15 protein-coding genes are annotated in these 17825 nt (G+C 61.7%); 9 read left to right on the forward strand and 6 right to left on the reverse strand.

What is annotated here, in order from left to right; all coding sequences use genetic code 11:
- Positions 1–55: 55 nt before the first annotated feature.
- The gene (locus ACW9JC_RS20425) at positions 56–745 is read right to left on the reverse strand and encodes a GntR family transcriptional regulator (protein WP_457457169.1); all 690 of its coding nucleotides are present in this window, start codon (positions 743–745) and stop codon (positions 56–58) included.
- Between the two features lie 140 nt (positions 746–885).
- Here ACW9JC_RS20425 and ACW9JC_RS20430 point away from each other — a divergent pair, with 140 nt between their 5' ends.
- The 7 genes from ACW9JC_RS20430 (at position 886) to ACW9JC_RS20460 (ending at position 8247) form a co-directional block, all read left to right on the forward strand.
- Positions 886–1971 (forward strand): ABC transporter ATP-binding protein, encoded by a 1086-nt coding sequence (locus ACW9JC_RS20430; protein WP_457457171.1) that lies wholly within the window; start codon positions 886–888, stop codon positions 1969–1971.
- Position 1972: 1 nt separating this feature from the next.
- Entirely contained in the window at positions 1973–2890 is a 918-nt protein-coding gene (locus ACW9JC_RS20435; protein ID WP_457457173.1) for an ABC transporter permease, read from the forward strand.
- Positions 2887–3675, forward strand: a complete 789-nt coding sequence (locus ACW9JC_RS20440) for an ABC transporter permease (RefSeq protein ID WP_416126436.1) — start codon at positions 2887–2889, stop codon at positions 3673–3675. Before ACW9JC_RS20435 ends, ACW9JC_RS20440 begins: the two co-directional genes overlap by 4 nt.
- A gap of 17 nt (positions 3676–3692) precedes the next feature.
- Positions 3693–4745 carry an extracellular solute-binding protein gene (locus tag ACW9JC_RS20445; RefSeq protein ID WP_338581112.1) on the forward strand — a complete coding sequence of 351 codons (1053 nt, stop codon included), beginning with the start codon at positions 3693–3695 and terminating at the stop codon, positions 4743–4745.
- 147 nt (positions 4746–4892) lie between these two features.
- Positions 4893–6089: an amidohydrolase family protein gene (locus tag ACW9JC_RS20450; protein WP_457457175.1), complete on the forward strand. Its 1197-nt coding sequence runs from the start codon at positions 4893–4895 to the stop codon at positions 6087–6089.
- Positions 6086–7573 (forward strand): amidohydrolase family protein, encoded by a 1488-nt coding sequence (locus tag ACW9JC_RS20455; protein WP_457457177.1) that lies wholly within the window; start codon positions 6086–6088, stop codon positions 7571–7573. The genes ACW9JC_RS20450 and ACW9JC_RS20455 overlap by 4 nt, the downstream gene beginning before the upstream one ends.
- 11 nt (positions 7574–7584) lie before the next feature.
- Positions 7585–8247: a flavin reductase family protein gene (locus ACW9JC_RS20460; protein WP_416126440.1), complete on the forward strand. Its 663-nt coding sequence runs from the start codon at positions 7585–7587 to the stop codon at positions 8245–8247.
- A gap of 119 nt (positions 8248–8366) precedes the next feature.
- Here the strand turns inward: ACW9JC_RS20460 and ACW9JC_RS20465 are convergent, their stop codons facing one another.
- From ACW9JC_RS20465 to ACW9JC_RS20485, 5 genes are read right to left on the reverse strand one after another with little or no spacing between them, the layout of a single operon-like run.
- Positions 8367–11465 (reverse strand): error-prone DNA polymerase, encoded by a 3099-nt coding sequence (locus ACW9JC_RS20465; protein ID WP_457457180.1) that lies wholly within the window; start codon positions 11463–11465, stop codon positions 8367–8369.
- A complete protein-coding gene (locus tag ACW9JC_RS20470) occupies positions 11441–12856 on the reverse strand; it encodes a Y-family DNA polymerase (protein ID WP_457457182.1) in 1416 nt (471 codons plus the stop codon). The genes ACW9JC_RS20465 and ACW9JC_RS20470 overlap by 25 nt, the downstream gene beginning before the upstream one ends.
- Positions 12857–12863: 7 nt before the next feature.
- Positions 12864–13481 (reverse strand): translesion DNA synthesis-associated protein ImuA, encoded by a 618-nt coding sequence (gene imuA / locus ACW9JC_RS20475; protein WP_457457184.1) that lies wholly within the window; start codon positions 13479–13481, stop codon positions 12864–12866.
- Positions 13481–14098, reverse strand: coding sequence for a transcriptional repressor LexA (gene lexA / locus ACW9JC_RS20480; protein WP_457457186.1), 618 nt, complete (start codon positions 14096–14098; stop codon positions 13481–13483). The genes imuA and lexA overlap by 1 nt, the downstream gene beginning before the upstream one ends.
- Positions 14099–14136: 38 nt before the next feature.
- Positions 14137–15054, reverse strand: a complete 918-nt coding sequence (locus ACW9JC_RS20485; protein ID WP_457457188.1) for a LysR substrate-binding domain-containing protein — start codon at positions 15052–15054, stop codon at positions 14137–14139.
- A gap of 103 nt (positions 15055–15157) precedes the next feature.
- On the opposite strand from ACW9JC_RS20485, the gene ACW9JC_RS20490 reads away from it, so the two are divergent.
- Both ACW9JC_RS20490 and ACW9JC_RS20495 read left to right on the forward strand, forming a co-directional pair.
- A complete protein-coding gene (locus tag ACW9JC_RS20490; protein WP_457457190.1) occupies positions 15158–16900 on the forward strand; it encodes an amidohydrolase in 1743 nt (580 codons plus the stop codon).
- Positions 16901–17008: 108 nt separating this feature from the next.
- Positions 17009–17746, forward strand: a complete 738-nt coding sequence (locus tag ACW9JC_RS20495; protein ID WP_338581122.1) for a TorF family putative porin — start codon at positions 17009–17011, stop codon at positions 17744–17746.
- Positions 17747–17825 lie beyond the last annotated feature (79 nt).

Genomic DNA, 17825 nt, shown 5'->3' on the forward strand with positions numbered 1-17825 from the left:
TAAAAAACAAAGTCAAAAGATCGCAGCCTGCGGCAGCTCCTACAGGGGATGTGGGCTAAACCTCAATAAGGTGTTTGAGCGGGTTGTAGCTGCTTTTAAAAGTCGCCGCCACATCGAGAATCGCCTTCTCGATGCCATTCAAATGCATGCAAGTCAGCTCAATCGCCGCGCTCTGGTTGCCCGCCTCGATGTACTCGATCAGCCGCAGGTGTTCATCGTCGCGGCAGGCTTCGTGGCTGTCGTCATCCAGCGCAGCGGCGTACAGCGAGGCGCGGGAGATCAGTTTCTGGAACCAGTCGAGCAGCACCGGATTGTTCAGGCTGCGGGCCAGTTTGATATGGAACTCACCAAGCAAATGGATCAGCCGTTCGTGATCCCCGCTCTGATGCGCCTCGTCCTCCAGCAGCAGGTGATCGCGCAGATCCTGGGTCACCGCTGTATCGCGACGACGGCAAAGCTCACTGACGATGCCGATCTCGATCAGGCGCCGGGTTTCGAACAGCGAACGAATCTCTTCGTCACTCGGCAACGACACCGACGCACCTTTATTGGGCTCGGTGGTGACCAGTCCATCGGCTTCCAACTGCTTGAGCGCCGCGCGAACCGACGTTCGGCTGACATTGAAAAGTTCGGCCAACGAGGCTTCGCCGAGCTTCATCCCCGGACGCAGCGAGCGTTTGCTGATCGCCTCGTAAACCCCTTGGTAGACGCGGTCGACCGTGGTTTCCAGTTTCTTTTCCGTCATTCATCAACTCCTTGTGCCCTGTGCAACCAACCCTGGCGGATGAACAGCCATTGAAAAAGGGGCTTGCACGAGCAGGTTAATCCGGGTATTTCTAAATTGCATCCAGATTTTGCATACAATAATTAGAGGAATGCACCATTATGGGTCATCCAGTTGCAATTGAAGTGCGAAACGTCTCAAAGCGGTATTCCGACGATCCGGGACTGGCCCCGGCGCTGGACAACGTGTCTGCCGACATTGCCGACAACGAATTCTTCACCCTGCTCGGCCCCTCCGGCTGCGGCAAAACCACCCTGTTGCGCACCATCGCCGGCTTCGAACATGTCAGCGAGGGTGAGATTCGTCTGGCCGGTGAACCGGTCAACGATTTGCCGCCGTTCAAGCGCCGGGTCAACACGGTGTTCCAGAGCTACGCGCTGTTTCCGCACATGAGTGTTGCGCAGAATATCGCCTTCGGCCTCGAGATGCAGGGTCTTGAACGCAAACTGATTCCGCAGCGTGTCGATGAAATGCTCGCGCTGGTGCAAATGCAACACCTGGCCAAGCGCAAACCGGCCGAACTGTCCGGCGGACAACAGCAGCGCGTGGCTCTGGCCCGGGCTTTGGCGCCGAAACCGAAAGTGCTGTTGCTGGATGAACCGCTGTCGGCGCTGGACCTCAAGCTGCGCAAGGAAATGCAGGTTGAACTCAAGCGCGTGCAGAAAGAAGCCGGGATCACGTTCATTTTCGTCACCCACGATCAGGAAGAAGCCCTGACCCTGTCCGATCGCATCGCCGTGATGTCCGCCGGCAAGATCCTGCAGATCGGCACGCCCAACGAGATCTACGAGCGGCCGCAGCACCAGTTCGTCGCGCAATTCATTGGCGACATCAACTTCCTCCCAGGCCACCTCAAGCGCGGCCAGCAAAACGAAAACCTCTTCGTGCCCAACGGCATGCCGGTGGAAATCCCCTGCCCGCCGCAAGGCTTCGACGGTTCGCGGGTGCAACTGGCGTTTCGTCCCGAACGTTCACAACTGGTTGACCCGACGCAGCCGCATCACCTGCGCGGCGTGATCGAAGCCGTGCTGTATGTCGGCACCGCGACGCTTTATCAATGCCGGTTGAACAACGACATCAAGGTCATGCTGCGCGAGAACAACGAAGGCCTGAACCACGGTCGGGTGGTCGGTGATCGCGTCGCGGTCAACCTGCCGCCCCACGCCTGCCTGTTGATGGAGGCCTGAGATGAGCGTCAGCAGCACTTCCCCAGCCCTCAACCGCGCGCTGTTACTCAGCCCGGTGGTCCTGACCCTGTTGGCCTTGATAGCCATTCCGCTTGGCATCATGGGCTACATCAGCCTGTTGCCGCGCAACGTCTACGGCGGCGTCGACTGGCAGGCCAACTGGCAATTGCAAAGCTACGTGCAGCTGTTTTTCCAGGAAGGTTTCGACGGCGAACTGGAGCTGAACTGGGTCTACGCCCAGGCGCTGCTGCGTTCGGTGTTCCAGGCCGGTGGCACCACGGTGTTGTGTTTCCTGTTCGGTTTTCCGGTGGCGTTGTGGATGTCGAGCCTGACACCGCGCCGACGCAACCTGATGGTGTTGCTGATCACCATTCCGTTCTGGACCAACCTGCTGATCCGCAACTACGCGTGGCTGATCATCCTGCGTGAACACGGCTGGGTCGCCCAAAGCCTCAACGCGCTGCTGCCCCAGGCCGGTGGCATCACCCTGCTCTACAACGACTTCGCGGTCAGCGTCGGGCTGGTCTACAGCTTCCTGCCGTTCATGATTCTGCCGATCTATTCGACCCTGGAAAAACTCGACTGGCGCCTGGTGGAAGCGGCCTACGACCTCGGTGCCAACCGCTGGCAAGCGTTGCGCCGGATCATCCTGCCGCTGTCGATGCCGGGAGTGATTGCCGGCTCCCTGCTGGTGTTCGTGCCGAGCCTCGGTGCCTTCATCACCCCGGCGATTCTCGGCGGCGGCAAGACCTTGATGATCGGCAACCTGATCCAGCAGCAATTCGGCACGGCACGCAACTGGCCGCTGGGCAGTTCGCTGTCGTTCCTGTTGCTGGGGATCATGTTGGTGTCCCTGGTGCTCTACGCCCTCTATAGCCGCAATGCCGCCAAGACCCTGCGTCGGGGAGCCCAAGCATGATCGCCCTGCACCTGAAAAAACTGCCGCTGACCCGCGAAGTCAGTCTGCTGATCCTGGCCTATCTGTACCTGCCGATCTTCGTGCTCATCGCCTACAGCTTCAACGCCAACCGCTCGGCGACGGTGTGGACCGAGTTCTCGTTCGACTGGTACGGACGAATCCTGGCCAACCCGTCGATCCAGACGGCGGCGCTGAACTCGATCATCGTCGCCAGCATCGCCACGGTCTGCGCCACGGCGATTGCATTGCTCGCGGCGCTGGCGACCTACCGGCCGTTCTACGGGCAGAAAATGGTCGAGGGCGGAATCAACCTGCCGTTGATCCTGCCGGAGATCGTCACCGCCGTGGCCACCCTGCTGCTGTTCATGGCGCTGGGGATCAAGCTCGGTTTGCTGACGGTGATCATCGCCCACATCGGCTTCTGCATCCCCTTCGCTTACCTGCCGATCCGTGCGCGGCTCAATGACCTGGACAAAAGCCTGCTGGAAGCGGCGAACGACCTGTACGCCAATCCGTGGCAGGTGTTTCGCCGGGTGACACTGCCGTTGCTGTGGCCGGCGGTGCTGTCCGGTTCGGTGCTGGCGTTCGTGGTCAGCCTCGACGATTTCATCATGACCTTCTTCGTCGCCGGGCCCGGTTCGACAACCTTGCCGGTGTACATCTTCTCGGCGATCAAGGCCGGTGTGACGCCGGAGATCAACGCGATTTCGACCCTGATGCTGGTGATTTCCATCGTGCTGGTGGTGCTGGCCTTCTGGCTGGGACAGCGCGGCAAACAACAATGAGTCTGGAGCGTTCTTGCATGAAACTGAAAAATATTGGTTACGGTGTCGCCGGTCTGGCCCTCAGTTGCTTTACCGTTTTCACCGCCCAGGCCGCCGAGCCCAAGGAACTGTTCTTCTACAACTGGACCGACTACTACCCGGTCGAGCTGCTGGCCAAGTTCGAAAAGGAGACCGGGATCAAGGTCACCATGGATGGCTACGACAGCAACGAAACCCTGCTGGCCAAATTGCAGGCCGGCGGCGCTGCGTATGACGTGATCGTGCCGTCGCAATCGATCATGCGCACCCTGATCAACCAGAACCTGCTGCTGGAAATCGACGCGTCCGCCCTGCCCAACTTCCAGTACGTCAAACCAGCCTTCCGCGACCCGAGCTTCGACCCCGGCCGCAAGTTCTCGGCGCCGTACCTGTGGGGCACCACCGGGTTCTCCTATGACAGCGCGCGGGTGCCTGGCGGTAAGCTCGACGACTCGTGGAAAGAGTTCTTCGAACCGCGCAAGGAACTGCAAGGTCAGCTCGCCGCCCTCGACACGTCCAGCAGCGTGATCAACGCCGCCAGCCATTACCTGAATGTCGACGAATGCAGCGAAAACCCGCAGGACGCCAAGCGCATTCTCGAACTGCTGCAAAAACAGAAACCGTTCCTGAAGATGTACAGCTCGGACAACACCGTCGACCGCATGGCCTCCGGTGAAGTGATCATGATGCAGAACTGGAACGGTTCTACCGCGCGGGCCACCTTGCAGAAGAGCACGATCAAGTACGTGTATCCGAAGGAAGGACTGGCGATGTTCCAGGACAACTTCGCCGTACCGAAAAGCGCGCCGCACCCCGGCAACGCCAAGATCTTCATCGACTGGATGATGAAGCCGGAAAACGCCGCCGCCGTGTCCAACGCCATCGCCTACGACAACGGCATCCAGAGCGACAAGCTGATCGACGCCAAATGGCGAGTGATGGACGCCATCAACATGCCCGACGAATTCGCCTCGCGCCTGCGTCCCGAGAAGGAATGCAGCAACAAGGCGCGGGAGTTGCAGGACCGGATCTGGGCGAAGCTCAAGGGCTGATCCGAGACCGAGTCGCGGCCATCGCCGGCAAGCCAGCTCCCACAGTGATTTGTGTGGATCACACATTTTGTGAACACCCCCCAAACCCTGTGGGAACTGGCTTGCCAGCGATGAGGCCCTCCCAGACAACACAAATTTGAGGTTTGTATGACCCAACCCCGCTGGCTACGCAATGTGCGCCCTTACGGCGCACCCGCCGAAGACCTGCTGATCGAAAACGGCCGATTCACCCAGCGCCGCCCGGCCTCGACCACCGAGCTGCTCGCCACCGACATCGACGGCCAGAACCAACTGCTCACCGGGGCCTTGGTGGAAAGCCACGTGCACCTGGACAAAACCCTCTGGGGCCAACCCTGGCGCCCGAACAGCGCCGGGCCCACTCTCAAGGACTATATCGCCAATGAGCGGCGCATTCTGCGCGAAGTCACCACACCGATTGCGCAACGGGCCGGCGCGCTGCTGGAAAACTGCATCGCCCGGGGTTCGCTGACCATGCGCTGCCATGTCGACATCGACCCGGAGTTCGGCCTGCGTCACGTCGAGGCCATGCAGCAACTGCGGGAAAAATATCGCGACCTGATCGACCTGCAACTGGTGGTGTTCCCGCAAACCGGCCTGATCAGCCGTCCCGGCACCGCCGAATTGATGCGCGAAGCCATGGCTCTGGGCGTGGAAAACGTCGGTGGACTGGACCCGTGCGGCATCGACAACGATCCCGTCGCACAACTGGATTTCGTGTTCAAACTGGCCAGCGAGTTCGACCGAGGCGTCGACATTCACCTGCACGACAAGGGTGAGCTGGGCCTGTGGCAGATCGCGTTGATCGCCGATTACACCGAGCGATTCACGCTTCAGGGCCGAGTGATGATCAGTCACGCGTACTGCCTCGGCATGCTGCCGTGGAGTCAGGTCAAACCGGTGGCTGAGCGCTTGGCGGCGCTGGGTATTTCGCTGATGAGCTCTGCCCCGGCCGATTGCGCAGTGCCGCCGTTTCTTGCCCTGCGCGAAACCGGCGTGAACGTGTGTCTGGGTTCCGACGGCATTCGCGATGCCTGGTCGCCGATGGGTAACGGCGACATGCTGGAGCGGGCAATGTTGCTGGCGTTCCGTTTCGATTTGAACAAGGACGAAGAACTGGCGGCGGCCTTCGACGCAGCGACTGTCAATGGCGCTCGCGCACTGGGTTGTGACGGGTATGGCGTAGAAATCGGCCGGTCAGCGGACTTCTTGTTGATGCCGGTTCAGACGCTCGGTGAAGCGGTTGTCTCGCGGCCGCTGCGCCAGGTTTATCGCGGTGGGCAGTTGATTGCGGCCGGTGGTCGTTTGCTGGACAGTCGCCTGTGAAACGCATCGGCTTACGGGCCAGCTGCGTGGTCGGCTTCGACGGTGCGCAGCATGTTTTGTGGCGCGACGGCGAAGTGGTCTTCGAAGGTTCGCGCATTGAGTTCGTCGGGCGCTGTTATGCAGGCCCGGTGGATCAGTGGATCGACTACGGCAACGCGTTGATCGGTCCGGGATTCATCGATCTGGATGCACTGGGCGATCTCGACTCCACGGTGCTGACCCTGGACAACGGCGACGAGCGCGAGATGGGCCGGATGTGGTCGGCGGAGTATCTGGCGCGCGGCTCACGGGAAAGCTATAGCCCCGACGAAGAAGTCTTCAAATACCGCTACGCCTTCACACAGTTGATCCGTAACGGCATCACCACGGCCATGCCGATCACCTCGATGTACTACCGCGAGTGGGCGGAAACCTACGATGAATTTGCCGCAGTCGCCGATGTGGCGGCGGAACTGGGGCTGCGCACGTACCTCGGCCCCTGCTACATGAGCGGCATGAGTTACTGGCAGGTCGACGGCACGCTGGCCCACCACTGGGATGAAGCCCGGGGCATGGCAGGGCTCGACGCGGCCGAGCGGTTTTTCCGGGATTTCGACGGTTCTCACCATGATTTGATTCGCGGCACGCTGTTGCCCGATCGCATCCAGACCTGCACGCCCGCTTTGCTTCAACGTACCGCCGCGCTGAGCCGGGAACTCAACGCGCCGATGCGTTTACATTGCTGCCAGGGTCTCGGCGAAGTGGCGACGGTCGAGCAGTTGCGCGGTGTTTCCCCACTGGGTTGGTTGCAGCAATTGGACCTGCTGACTCCACGCAGCTTGTTGCCCCACGGCATCTACACCCGTGGCGATGGCGACCTGCAACGGCTGGTGGATGGCGGCGCGAGCCTGGTGCATTGCCCGGTAGTGTTTGCCCGGGACGGCGAGGCGCTGAACTCGTTTGGTCGCTATCGGGCCAAGGGCATCAACTTCGCACTGGGCACCGATACCTGGCCGGCAGATCTGCTGGAAAACATGCGTCAGGGTCTGAACATCGCCCGGTTGATGGAGGGTGGCAATTCACTGACCAGCACGCTGGACCTGTACAACGCCGCCACCCTCGGCGGCGCTAAAGCGCTGGGTCGCGACGACCTTGGGCGTCTGGCGCCGGGAGCAAAAGCCGACATCACCGTGTTCAACCTGCGCGGCCTGCACCTGGGGCCGCTGTTCGATCCACTGAAAAACCTCGTGCTGGCCGGGCGCGGTGATGACTGCATCGCCAGTTTCATCGACGGCCGCTGCGTCATGCACAACGGTCAGGTCAACGGTATCGACTACCCGGCCCTGCAACGCCAGGCCCAACAGCAATTCGAAAAACTGATGCGCAGCCACAGCGACCGGGCCTTCGGCCAACCGGACTGGAAAAGTCTTTTCCAACCGGCCATCCCGTTCGCCGACGACTACAGCGCGCAAGCGCCACTGAGCGCGATTGATCCACTTCTTTAGAGATTCTGCCCATGCAAAGCTTCGACTTCAGCCAACTGAGCCCACGGGACAAATACAAGATTCTGATCGGCAGCGTGGTGCCACGACCGATTGCCCTCGTCACCACCATCGACGGTGAAGGCCGCATCAATGCCGCGCCGTTCAGCTTCTTCAACGCGCTCTCGGCCGATCCGCCGATTCTTGCGCTGGGCGTGGAAAACTACGGCGACCAGAGTCCCAAGGACACCACGCGCAACATCCAACTCAACCAGGAATTTACCGTGAACATCGTCAGCGATGCGTTGGTGGAAGCCATGAACGTCTGCGCCGTGCCCTTCGCGCCCGGCTTCGATGAGCTGACCGCCGCCGGCCTCACCGCCATCCCCGGCACCACGGTCAAATGCCCACGCATCGGCGAAGCCCCGGTTGCGCTGGAATGCCGACGGATGATGGCGCTGAACATCGGCCAATCCCGGGAGATCATCTTCGGCGAAGTGCTGATGGCTCATGTGCGCGATGAATTGATCGATCCCAAAACCCTGTACATCGATCAACTGGGGCTTGATGCGATCGGTCGAATGGGCGGGCATGGTTATGCGCGTACGCGGGATTACTTCGATTTGCCGACGCGGTCGTTGCAGGCGTGGACGGATGCGCCTGGGGGTGGCGAGCGGTTTTGGCCGATTGCCAAATAAAACGTATGTGATCTCTGTAGGAGCTGCCGAAGGCTGCGATCTTTTGATCGTGATCTTCGGTATTTCAAGGCAGCCAAAAGATCGCAGCCTTCGGCAGCTCCTACAGGGAAATGCGTGTTTCAGTGGAAATCCCGGCTGCGCACGCTGATGCCATCGAGCAGCGGACTCAAGTCGCTCAAGCGCCCGGCAATCAGGTGCCGAACCTCGCCCTCCTTCTCCCAACGCCCATCAACCTTGAGCAACTGCGAGCCGACCAGTACCTTTCGCTGCCGATCGGCCAGGTCGCGCCACACCACCACGTTGACGTTGCCGAACTCGTCTTCCAGGGTGACGAAGGTCACACCACTGGCGGTGCCCGGCCGTTGTCGACCGGTCACCAGCCCCGCGACGCTGACCGGTCGTCCGTGCTCGACCTCCAGCAACTCCTTCGAACTGCGGCAACGCCGGGCTTTCAATTCAGCGCGCAACAACGCCAGCGGATGCGGCCCGAGGGTGGTGCCGACGCTGGCGTAGTCGGCCCGCAGGTCTTCGCCGACAGTGGGTTTGGGCAGCGCGATCGCACCCTCTTCCTGGCTCGGCAGCCCGGCGAACAACCCAAGCTGTTTTTGCACCCCCGCCACTTCCCAGCGCGCCCGATGACGATCACCGGCCAATCCGCGCAGCGCACCGGCATCGGCCAGTTGCTCCTGGGCGCGGGCATCGAGTCGGGCCCGTTCGCCGAGGTCGGCGATGTCGGCAAACGCGCCTCTGGAGCGCGCCGCCTCGATGCGTCGGGCATCGTCCTCGCGAAAGCCCTTGATCATGCGCAGGCCCATGCGAATCGCCGGTTGCGCACCGGTGATCGGCTCCAGGCTGCAATCCCAGTCGCTGGCCCGCACGTCCACCGGGCGAATTTGCAAATGATGACGGCGTGCGTCCTGCAGGATCTGGTCCGGGCTGTAGAAACCCATGGGCCAGCTATTGATCAGCGCACAAGCGAACGCTGCCGGTTCATGGCATTTCAACCAGCAACTGGCGTAGGTCAGCAAGGCAAAACTGGCGGCGTGGGATTCGGGAAAACCGTAACTGCCGAAGCCTTTGATCTGCTCGAAAATCTGTGTGGCGAAGTCTGCGGTATAGCCTTTTTTCTTCATCCCCGCTGCCAGGCGTTCCTTGTGCGGTTCGAGCCCGCCGTGGCGTTTCCACGCGGCCATGGAGCGGCGCAGCTGATCCGCTTCGCCGGGGCTGTAGTCGGCGGCGACAATCGCGATCTGCATCACTTGTTCCTGGAACAAAGGGACGCCGAGGGTACGCTTCAACACCTCCCGCAACTCTTCTGACGGATAGCTTTCGAGTTCTTCCTTGTTTCGGCGACGCAGGTACGGATGCACCATGCCACCCTGAATTGGCCCGGGGCGAACGATGGCCACCTCGATCACCAGGTCATAGAACTTGCGCGGCTTGAGCCTGGGCAGCATCGACATTTGCGCCCGTGATTCGATCTGGAACACGCCGACGGTGTCGGCGCGGCCAATCATGTCGTAGGTCAACGAGTCTTCGGAGGGGATCGACGCCAGGCTCAAGTCCAGATTGCGATGACGACGCAGCAAATCGAAACAACGACGAATCGCGCTGAGCATGCCTAACGCGAGGATATCCACCTTGAGCAAACCGACCGCATCCAGATCGTCCTTGTCCCACTGGATGATGGTGCGCTCGGCCATGGCGGCGTTTTCCACCGGTACCAGACTGTCCAGCGGATGCTCGGAAATCACGAAACCACCGGGGTGCTGGGACAGGTGCCGGGGAAACCCGATCAACTGTTGGGTCAAACTCAACACCCGACGCAGCACCGGGCTCTCGGGATCGAACCCACCTTCACGCAGACGTTCCACGGGCGGAGTTTCATCGCTCCAGTGACCACAGCAATCAGCCAGGGCATTGATCTGATCCGGGGGCAAACCCAGCGCCTTGGCCACATCGCGCACAGCGCCGGCCGCGTGGTAGGTGCTGACCACGGCGGTCAGTGCCGCGCGGGTCCGGCCATAGCGCTGGAACACATACTGCAAGACTTCTTCGCGGCGTTCGTGCTCGAAATCCACATCAATATCCGGAGGTTCATCGCGTTCCCTGGAGAGAAAGCGCTCGAACAACATGTTCATCCGGTCGGGGTCGATCTCGGTAATGCCCAAGGCAAAGCACACCGCAGAGTTAGCCGCCGAGCCTCGGCCCTGACAAAGAATTTTTTCGCGCCGAGCGAAGGCGACAATGTCCTGGACCGTAAGGAAATAACTCTCATAGCCCAGCTCGGCGATCAGTCCCAGTTCCTTGTCGATCAGTCCGCGCACCTTCTCACTCGCACCTTGCGGCCAGCGCGCGCGAATGCCCTCCTCGGTCAAATGACTCAGCCACGACGTGGCCGTATGTCCATCAGGCACCAGCTCTCGTGGATACTGATAACGCAACTGGTCGAGGTCGAACGTGCAACGCCGGGCAATCGCCAACGTTTCATCAAGCAAGGCTTGCGGGTACAGGCTGGAGAGAACGTCGAGGCTGCGCAGATGCCGTTCGCCGTTGGGGTGCAAGCGCAACCCGGCGTCGGCCACCGGCAGGTGATGACGGATCGCGGTCATGGTGTCCTGCAAGGCACGCCGCCCGCGCGCATGCATGTGCACATCGCCGCTGGCCACCGGAGTAATTTGCAGCTCCCGGGCCAGGCTCAGCAGATCATTGAGGCGCCGGGTGTCGTCCTGGCCACGATGCAACTGTACCGCCAGCCACAGGCGTTCGGCGAAAACCTGCTTCAGCCAATGGCCCTGCTCGAAATCATCGACCGCGTCCGGCACCCACAACGCCAACAGCCCCGGCAGCGGCTCGCTGAAGTCATCGCGCAGTATTTGATACTGGCCTTTCTGCGTGCGCCGTCGGGCGCGGGTGATCAGTCGGCACAGCGTCTGGTAACCCTCAAGGTTCTCGACCAGCAGCACCAGTTTCGGACCGCTCTCGATGCGAATCTCGCTGCCGATAATCAGCGGCAACTCCACGGACTTCGCCGCTTGCCAGGCGCGGACGATGCCGGCCAAGGTGCATTCGTCAGTGATCGCCAGGGCTTGATAACCCTGTTTTTTCGCCCGTTGAAACAGCTCAAGGGCACTGGAGGCGCCGCGCTGGAAACTGAAGTTCGACAGGCAGTGCAACTCGGCATATTCGGCGTTCATGCGAACCAGCCCTGCAACCACAACGGGCCGTCTTCACCCACCGCCCGATAAGCCCAGCCCTGCTGGCCGGCACGGGTTTCGATCAGGTAGTAATCGCGGCGCACATCATCACCGTCCCACCAGCCGGACTCGATACGTTCCGGTCCCATGAGGATGCGGGTCGAGCCTTCGTGCACCGCCAGCGGTTCCGTCAGCAGCCAGCCCGGTCGCTGCACGGTCGGGAATCGCGTACAGGGCTGGCTATCTGCGCTGGCCTGCCACGCGCACTCGGGTCGGTGATCGGCCTGAAACCGCAGGCCGTGCACCGCGTCATCGCCCAACCGTGCGCGCAGGCGTTCGCGCAGTTGCTCCCAAGGCAAGGACTGCTGCGGGCGGTCGTCGAACAGTTCCTGACACTGCGGCACGAAGGCCGGCAAGTCTTCGGCGCGCAGGCGAAAACCGCGTACCGGCGCCTCGACCTGAACCTGCTCCAGCCGCCCCCGGGCCAGTTCGAACAGCATCGCCGGATCGCGCTCGGCGCTGAGCAGGCCGACCTTGATGACCGTGTCCGGCAATCCGGCGTGCTCCAGGTGCAGGTCGAAACGCTGCACGCCGCTGTCCCGCCCGCACAGGAACGCCGACAGGTCACCGGTCAATCGGCGCAGCGGAAACAGCAAGGCCTGATGGGATTGCACATCGAAATTGAGTTCGATGCGCACATCGAAGCGATCCGGCGGCAGATAAAACGCCAGCGCCAGCCGTCGCACCCCGAGCAAGGCGTCCAGATGCTTGAGCACCTGGGCCTCGAAACGCCGGGCCAAACTCTGCCGGGGCAATGCCTGCAGCTGACTCAAGGTACGCAGCCCCATGCGCGACAACGCCGTCACGACATTGGCCTCCAGCCCGATGCGGTCGACGGGCATTTGCCCGAGGTGATGCTGCAAGGCTTGATCGTCGGGCACCACCAGACCGTCATAGGCGTTGGTCAGCACTCGTGCCGCCACCGGATTGGGCGCAGCAACGATGCGATGGCGAAAACCCAGTTCGCCGAGTTCGCGACGCAAGCGCGCCTCGAACTGCGACCAATTGCCGAACAAACCGAGGCTGGACTCGATCTCGAACACCAGTGCCCGTGGGTAATGCACGCTGACCTGAGCGCTGAACCGATAGGCCCAAGCGGCCAGAAACTGCTGCCAGTGTTCGATTTGAGCGGCGTCGTACTCGGCGGTGGCAAAGCCTTTGCTCAAGGCCTGCGCGGCGCTCATGGACTGGCCGGGGCGTAAGCCCAGTTCCCGCGCCGGGCCGTTGACCGCCTGCAACACCCGGCGTTGGGCCGGACCGGTCAGCAGCGCCAATGGCTCATCGGGATCGGTGCGCTGACGCAGTACCGCGTCCAGCGCCAATTGCGGAAAAAGAATACAGACCCAGCGCATGGCAACCTCAATGCCCCACGGCGAAGGCAATCGGCGCCGAACGGGCCAACCCGCCCCGGCACTTGAGTACCCGCAGTTGCGCAGGCTTGGCATCGATGGCGATGCGCAGGGCCGCGGGCGACGGGTTGATCGCTTCACTGAGCGAGCGATAGGCGAACGCCAGGGTCTGGCCGGTTTCCGCCGCCACCTGCAAACGACGCAAGGCGCGATCATCGGCCTTGTGCGGCCAGCAAAGCACCGCGCCGCAACTGCCCGAACGCAGGCATTGCTCCGCCGCCCACAGCGCATCGCGCTCGCTGGCCTGAATGATCGACAACTGCCGCAGATCGACCCCGGCGTTCTGCCAGGCCTGGGGGTACGGCACGTAAGGCGGCGCCACCAGCACGATGCGCTCACCCGCCGCCGACAGCCGCGCCAGCGCCGGCCACACCAATTGCAATTCTCCGACGCCCTGCCCGCTCAGCAGGATTTCCGTCAGCGCCGCCTCGGGCCAGCCACCGGTGGGCAGCGCCGCATCCAGCGTGGCATGCCCGGAGGGTTGCGGGCTGACGGCCGGCGGCGCAGGCCGGCCCTTCCAGACCTGGCCGCCATTGAACAGCGTATCCAACGCAACGACGGCGCCCATCAGCCTTGCCTCACCAGACCGCAGAACACCCCTTCGATAGCGAGGTCCCGGTCGGCTTCGACGATGATCGGCTGATAAGCCGGGTTGCGCGGCAACAGGCGAACCGTGTCACCGACCCGCTCGAAGCGCTTGATGGTGACTTCGCCGTCGAGTCGCGCCACAACGATCTGGCCGTTGACCGCCTCGGGGCTGCGATGCACGCCCACCAGATCGCCATCGAGAATGCCGTCCTCGATCATCGAGTCGCCGCGCACCCGCAGCATGTAGTCCGGCACCCGCGAGAAAATCGACGGATCGAGCAGCAAGCGGCTATGGATTTCGGCATCGGCACCGATCGGTGCACCGGCCGCCACCCGGCCGAGTACCGGGATGTCCAGCAGTTCGGGGCGCGGCGGTTGCCCGAGCAGACGAATGCCCCGGGCCTGATGCGGGTTGACCTCGATAAACCCGGCTTCGGTGAGCGCCAGCACATGCTTGCGCGCCACGCTGCGGGAGGCGAAGCCGAACGCCTCGCTGATTTCAGCGAGGCTCGGGGACTGACCGTGTTCGGCGATGCGCTCGCGGATGAAGGTCAGGATGGCGGTACGGCGGGGAGTAAGAGTCGTCATGGAGTACATTTGTACTCTTTTGGCGTTTTCCTGGCAAGGACCGCCAATCAGCTCAACCCACGTGACGCCAAAAACCCTGCGATGTAATCGATGAACGCCAACACCTTGGCCGTGGCCCGTCGATGGCTCGGGTACACCGCCAGAATGTACGGACCGAAGCTGTCCGGATCGATGTCGTAGTCGGCCATGACCCGCACCAATCGCCCATCGGCGATGTACGGCGCGGCGCTCCACAGCGGCGTGTGCAGCAAGCCGCGCCCGGCCAGGGCATTGGCCAGCAACAAGTCGTAATTGTCGCTGCGCAGGCGCGGTGCCAGGGGTTGCGGCAGACTCAGGCGCTGCCCGTCACGCTCGGCCCACCAGAATTCGCGACTCAGCAACGGATGGCGATACAGCAACCACTCGTGGTCATCAAGGGTTTGCGGGGTGACCGGCAAGCCCTTGCGCGCCAGGTATTCCGGGCTGCCGCACAGTGCCAGGCGATTGCTGCCGACCACGCGGGCGATCAGCCCCGGCAAATCGTCGTGGCCTTCACGCAAGGCCAGGTCGTAGCCGCTCTCAAGCAGATTGACGAACTCGTCGCACAAGTCCACTTGCAGGTTGATCTGCGGATACTGCTCAAGAAAACCGCCACAGACCTGATCGAGAAAAGCCTGCCCATAAGCCAGTGGCGCAGTGATTTTCAGGCTGCCGCGCAAACCATGCTGCAACTGCTCGATTTCCTCGCCGGCCTCGTCCAGCCGCTGCAATACCTGGCGCGCGGTTTCCAGATAAAGCCGCCCGGATTCTGTCAGCAAAATCCGCCGAGTGCTGCGTTCGAATAAACGCGCGCCGAGCTCCGCCTCCAGGTGATTGACCGCTTTGGTCAGCGCCGACGGGGTCTTGCCCAATTGCTCGGCGGCGCGACTGAAACTGCCCAGTTGCGCCGTGACCACGAACATTTTCAATGCACCCAGCTTGTCCATACTTTTTCCATTCAGGCAAAAACGTTTTTCGTGAGCGAGGCGTTCTGCCGAGCGCGACAAGCCACTAATCTGGCCATCAGACGCAATAACAAGGAAACATTCAATGAAAAGATTCATCCCGAATCTCTTGATGGCCGCTGTGAGTTTTGCCTCGTTGGAAGCCATGGCGGCGACTGACCTGGTGTTGTTAAACGGCAAGATCTTCACCGCCGACCGCAGCCAGCCCAAGGTTCAGGCACTGGCGGTGCAGGACGGCAAAGTGCTGCAAGTGGGCAGCGATGCGCAGATCAAGGCCTTGATCGAATCTGGAACCAAGGTCATCGATCTGCAGGGCAAGACCTTGATGCCCGGCCTGATCGACAGCCACTCCCACGCGATTTTCGGTGGCCTGGAAATGGTCTCGGCCAACATGGCCGATGAAGTGGTCGAGCTCGACGAACTGGAAAAACGCCTGCGCACCTGGCGCGATGACGGTACGGCGAAGCACGGCGACGTGCTCAGCATTGCCGGCATGAGTTCGGCGTACTGGGCTCAGGCCGAAGCGTTGGGCAAGAAATTCAACAGCGGCGAATGGGCCAGTGTGCCCGTTGTATTTATCGGCAGCGACCACCACACGGCCTGGGCCAATGACGTGATGCTCAAGCGCGCCGGGGTCGATGCTGCGCTGCTCAAGTCATTGCCGACGGCTGAAGACGGCACCATCGGCAAGCTCAAGGACGGCAGGCCCAACGGCTTTCTGGTAGACGCCGGTTGGGACCGGGTCGCCTCGAAAATGCCGGCGCCGAGCGCTGCCGACATGCTCAAGGCTGCGCAAACCGCCGTGAGCTACAACAACAGCGTCGGCATTACCGCGTGGATGGACCCCGCCGCCAACGCTGCGCCGGGCGAACCGGTGTTCGCCCTCAAACCCACGGAAAAAACCGTCGGCGTGCTGCCGGTGTACAAGGCGCTGGCCGAAAGTGGCGGCATGACCGCCCACGTCGCGGCGCTGCTGGTGGCCAACTCGAAAAGCGTGCCCGCCGACCTCGACACCCTGGACAAGGTCCGCCAACAATTTCAGGGCATCCCCAACCTGACGCTGCCCGGCATCAAGATTTTCGCCGACGGCGTGATCGAGTACCCGGCGCAAAGCGCGGCGATGATCGACCCCTACAGCAACTCGCACAAACAGGGCGAATTGCTGATCGATCCAAAACACTTCGGTGAGCTGGTCAGCGCCATCGACCAGCGGGGCTGGCTGGTGCACATCCACGCCATCGGCGACCGCGCGGTGCGTGAATCGCTTAACGGTATCGAACAGGCGCGCAAGGACCGGCAGAGCGGCGTAACCCACTCCGTCACTCACCTGCAAATGGTCAACCCGAAAGAATTCGCCCGGTTCAAGCCGCTCGACGTCATCGCCTCGATGCAACTGCTCTGGGCCAGCGCCGACGACTACACCACGGACATGATCAAGCCTTACGTCAGCGCCCTGGCGTTCCGTTACCAGTACCCGGCGCACTCGTTGCTCAAACAGGGCGCGACCATCGCCGGTGCCAGCGACTGGCCGGTGTCGTCGCCGAATCCGTTCAATGCCATGGCCCAGGCCATGACGCGGGTCGGCCCTTTGGGTGTGCTCAACGCCGATGAACGCATCGACCGCGAAACCATGTTCTACGCCTACACCCTCAACGCGGCGCGCACCATTGGCCTGGACAAAACCATCGGCTCTCTGAGCGCCGGCAAACAGGCTGACTTCATCGTTCTCGACCGCGACGTGTTCAGCGTCGACGAGAAAGCCCTGCACGACACCCAAGTGCTGCAAACCTGGTTCGCCGGTCGCCAAGTCTACGCACCGACTCTCTAACAAAAACTGCAACCACCCCGCTGCCCGACCTTGTGTTCTTCGACATGAGGCCCGGCGCAGCCTTGTCTCAAATCTGCCCATAACAATCACAATAACGGGACGTAACCCATGAAAGCCTTCACCCTGATCGCCCTCGGTTCCTTGACTTTGCTGCCCTTGAGCAGCCAGGCCATCACCTTGAACGATGATTTCTCACTGTTGCTGGATGCAACCCTGGCCAGCGACTACCGCACCCGCGGCATCTCGCAGACCCAGAACGACCCGACCATTCAATTTGGCATGACCCTGGCCCACAGCAGTGGCCTGTACCTGGGCGCGTGGACATCCAACGTCGACTTTGGCGGCGGCCTGAAAACCCGCCAGGAAGTCGATTACTACGCCGGTTGGCTGTGGCAGGCCACCGATGACGTCAGCCTTGACCTCGGCTATCTCAAGTATTCGTATCCGAAGGAGAGTCAGTTCAATCAAAGCGAGGCCTACGGCATTCTCAGCGTCTACGGGGTAAAACTGGCGGCCTATTACTCCGCCGACGCGCCGGGTATCGACAGCGAACAGAACTCGCTCTACAGCTATGTCGGTTATGAAACCGAGTTGCCTTACGGCGTGGGCCTGAAGCTGCGTTACGGCGACATGGATTTCAAGGACCCGCACCTTTACTCACGCTCGGGTGAGGCCGAAGACTCTTACCGTGAATGGGAGGTCAAACTGACTCACGAGTTGGCCGGGGTGATGCTCGGACTGAGTTACATCGATACCGATTTGTCGAAAAGCCAGTGCGCCAGTAACTGGGGCTTCGATGATGTGTGCAGTGCGACAGTGGTGGCGAGCGTCAGCAAGTCCTTCTGACTACCGCTAACCCCCTGTAGGAGCTGTCGAGTGAAACGAGGCTGCGATCTTTTGACTTTGCTTTTTTAAAGACAAGATC

The sequence above is a fragment of the Pseudomonas sp. SDO5591_S426 genome (assembly GCF_054070755.1).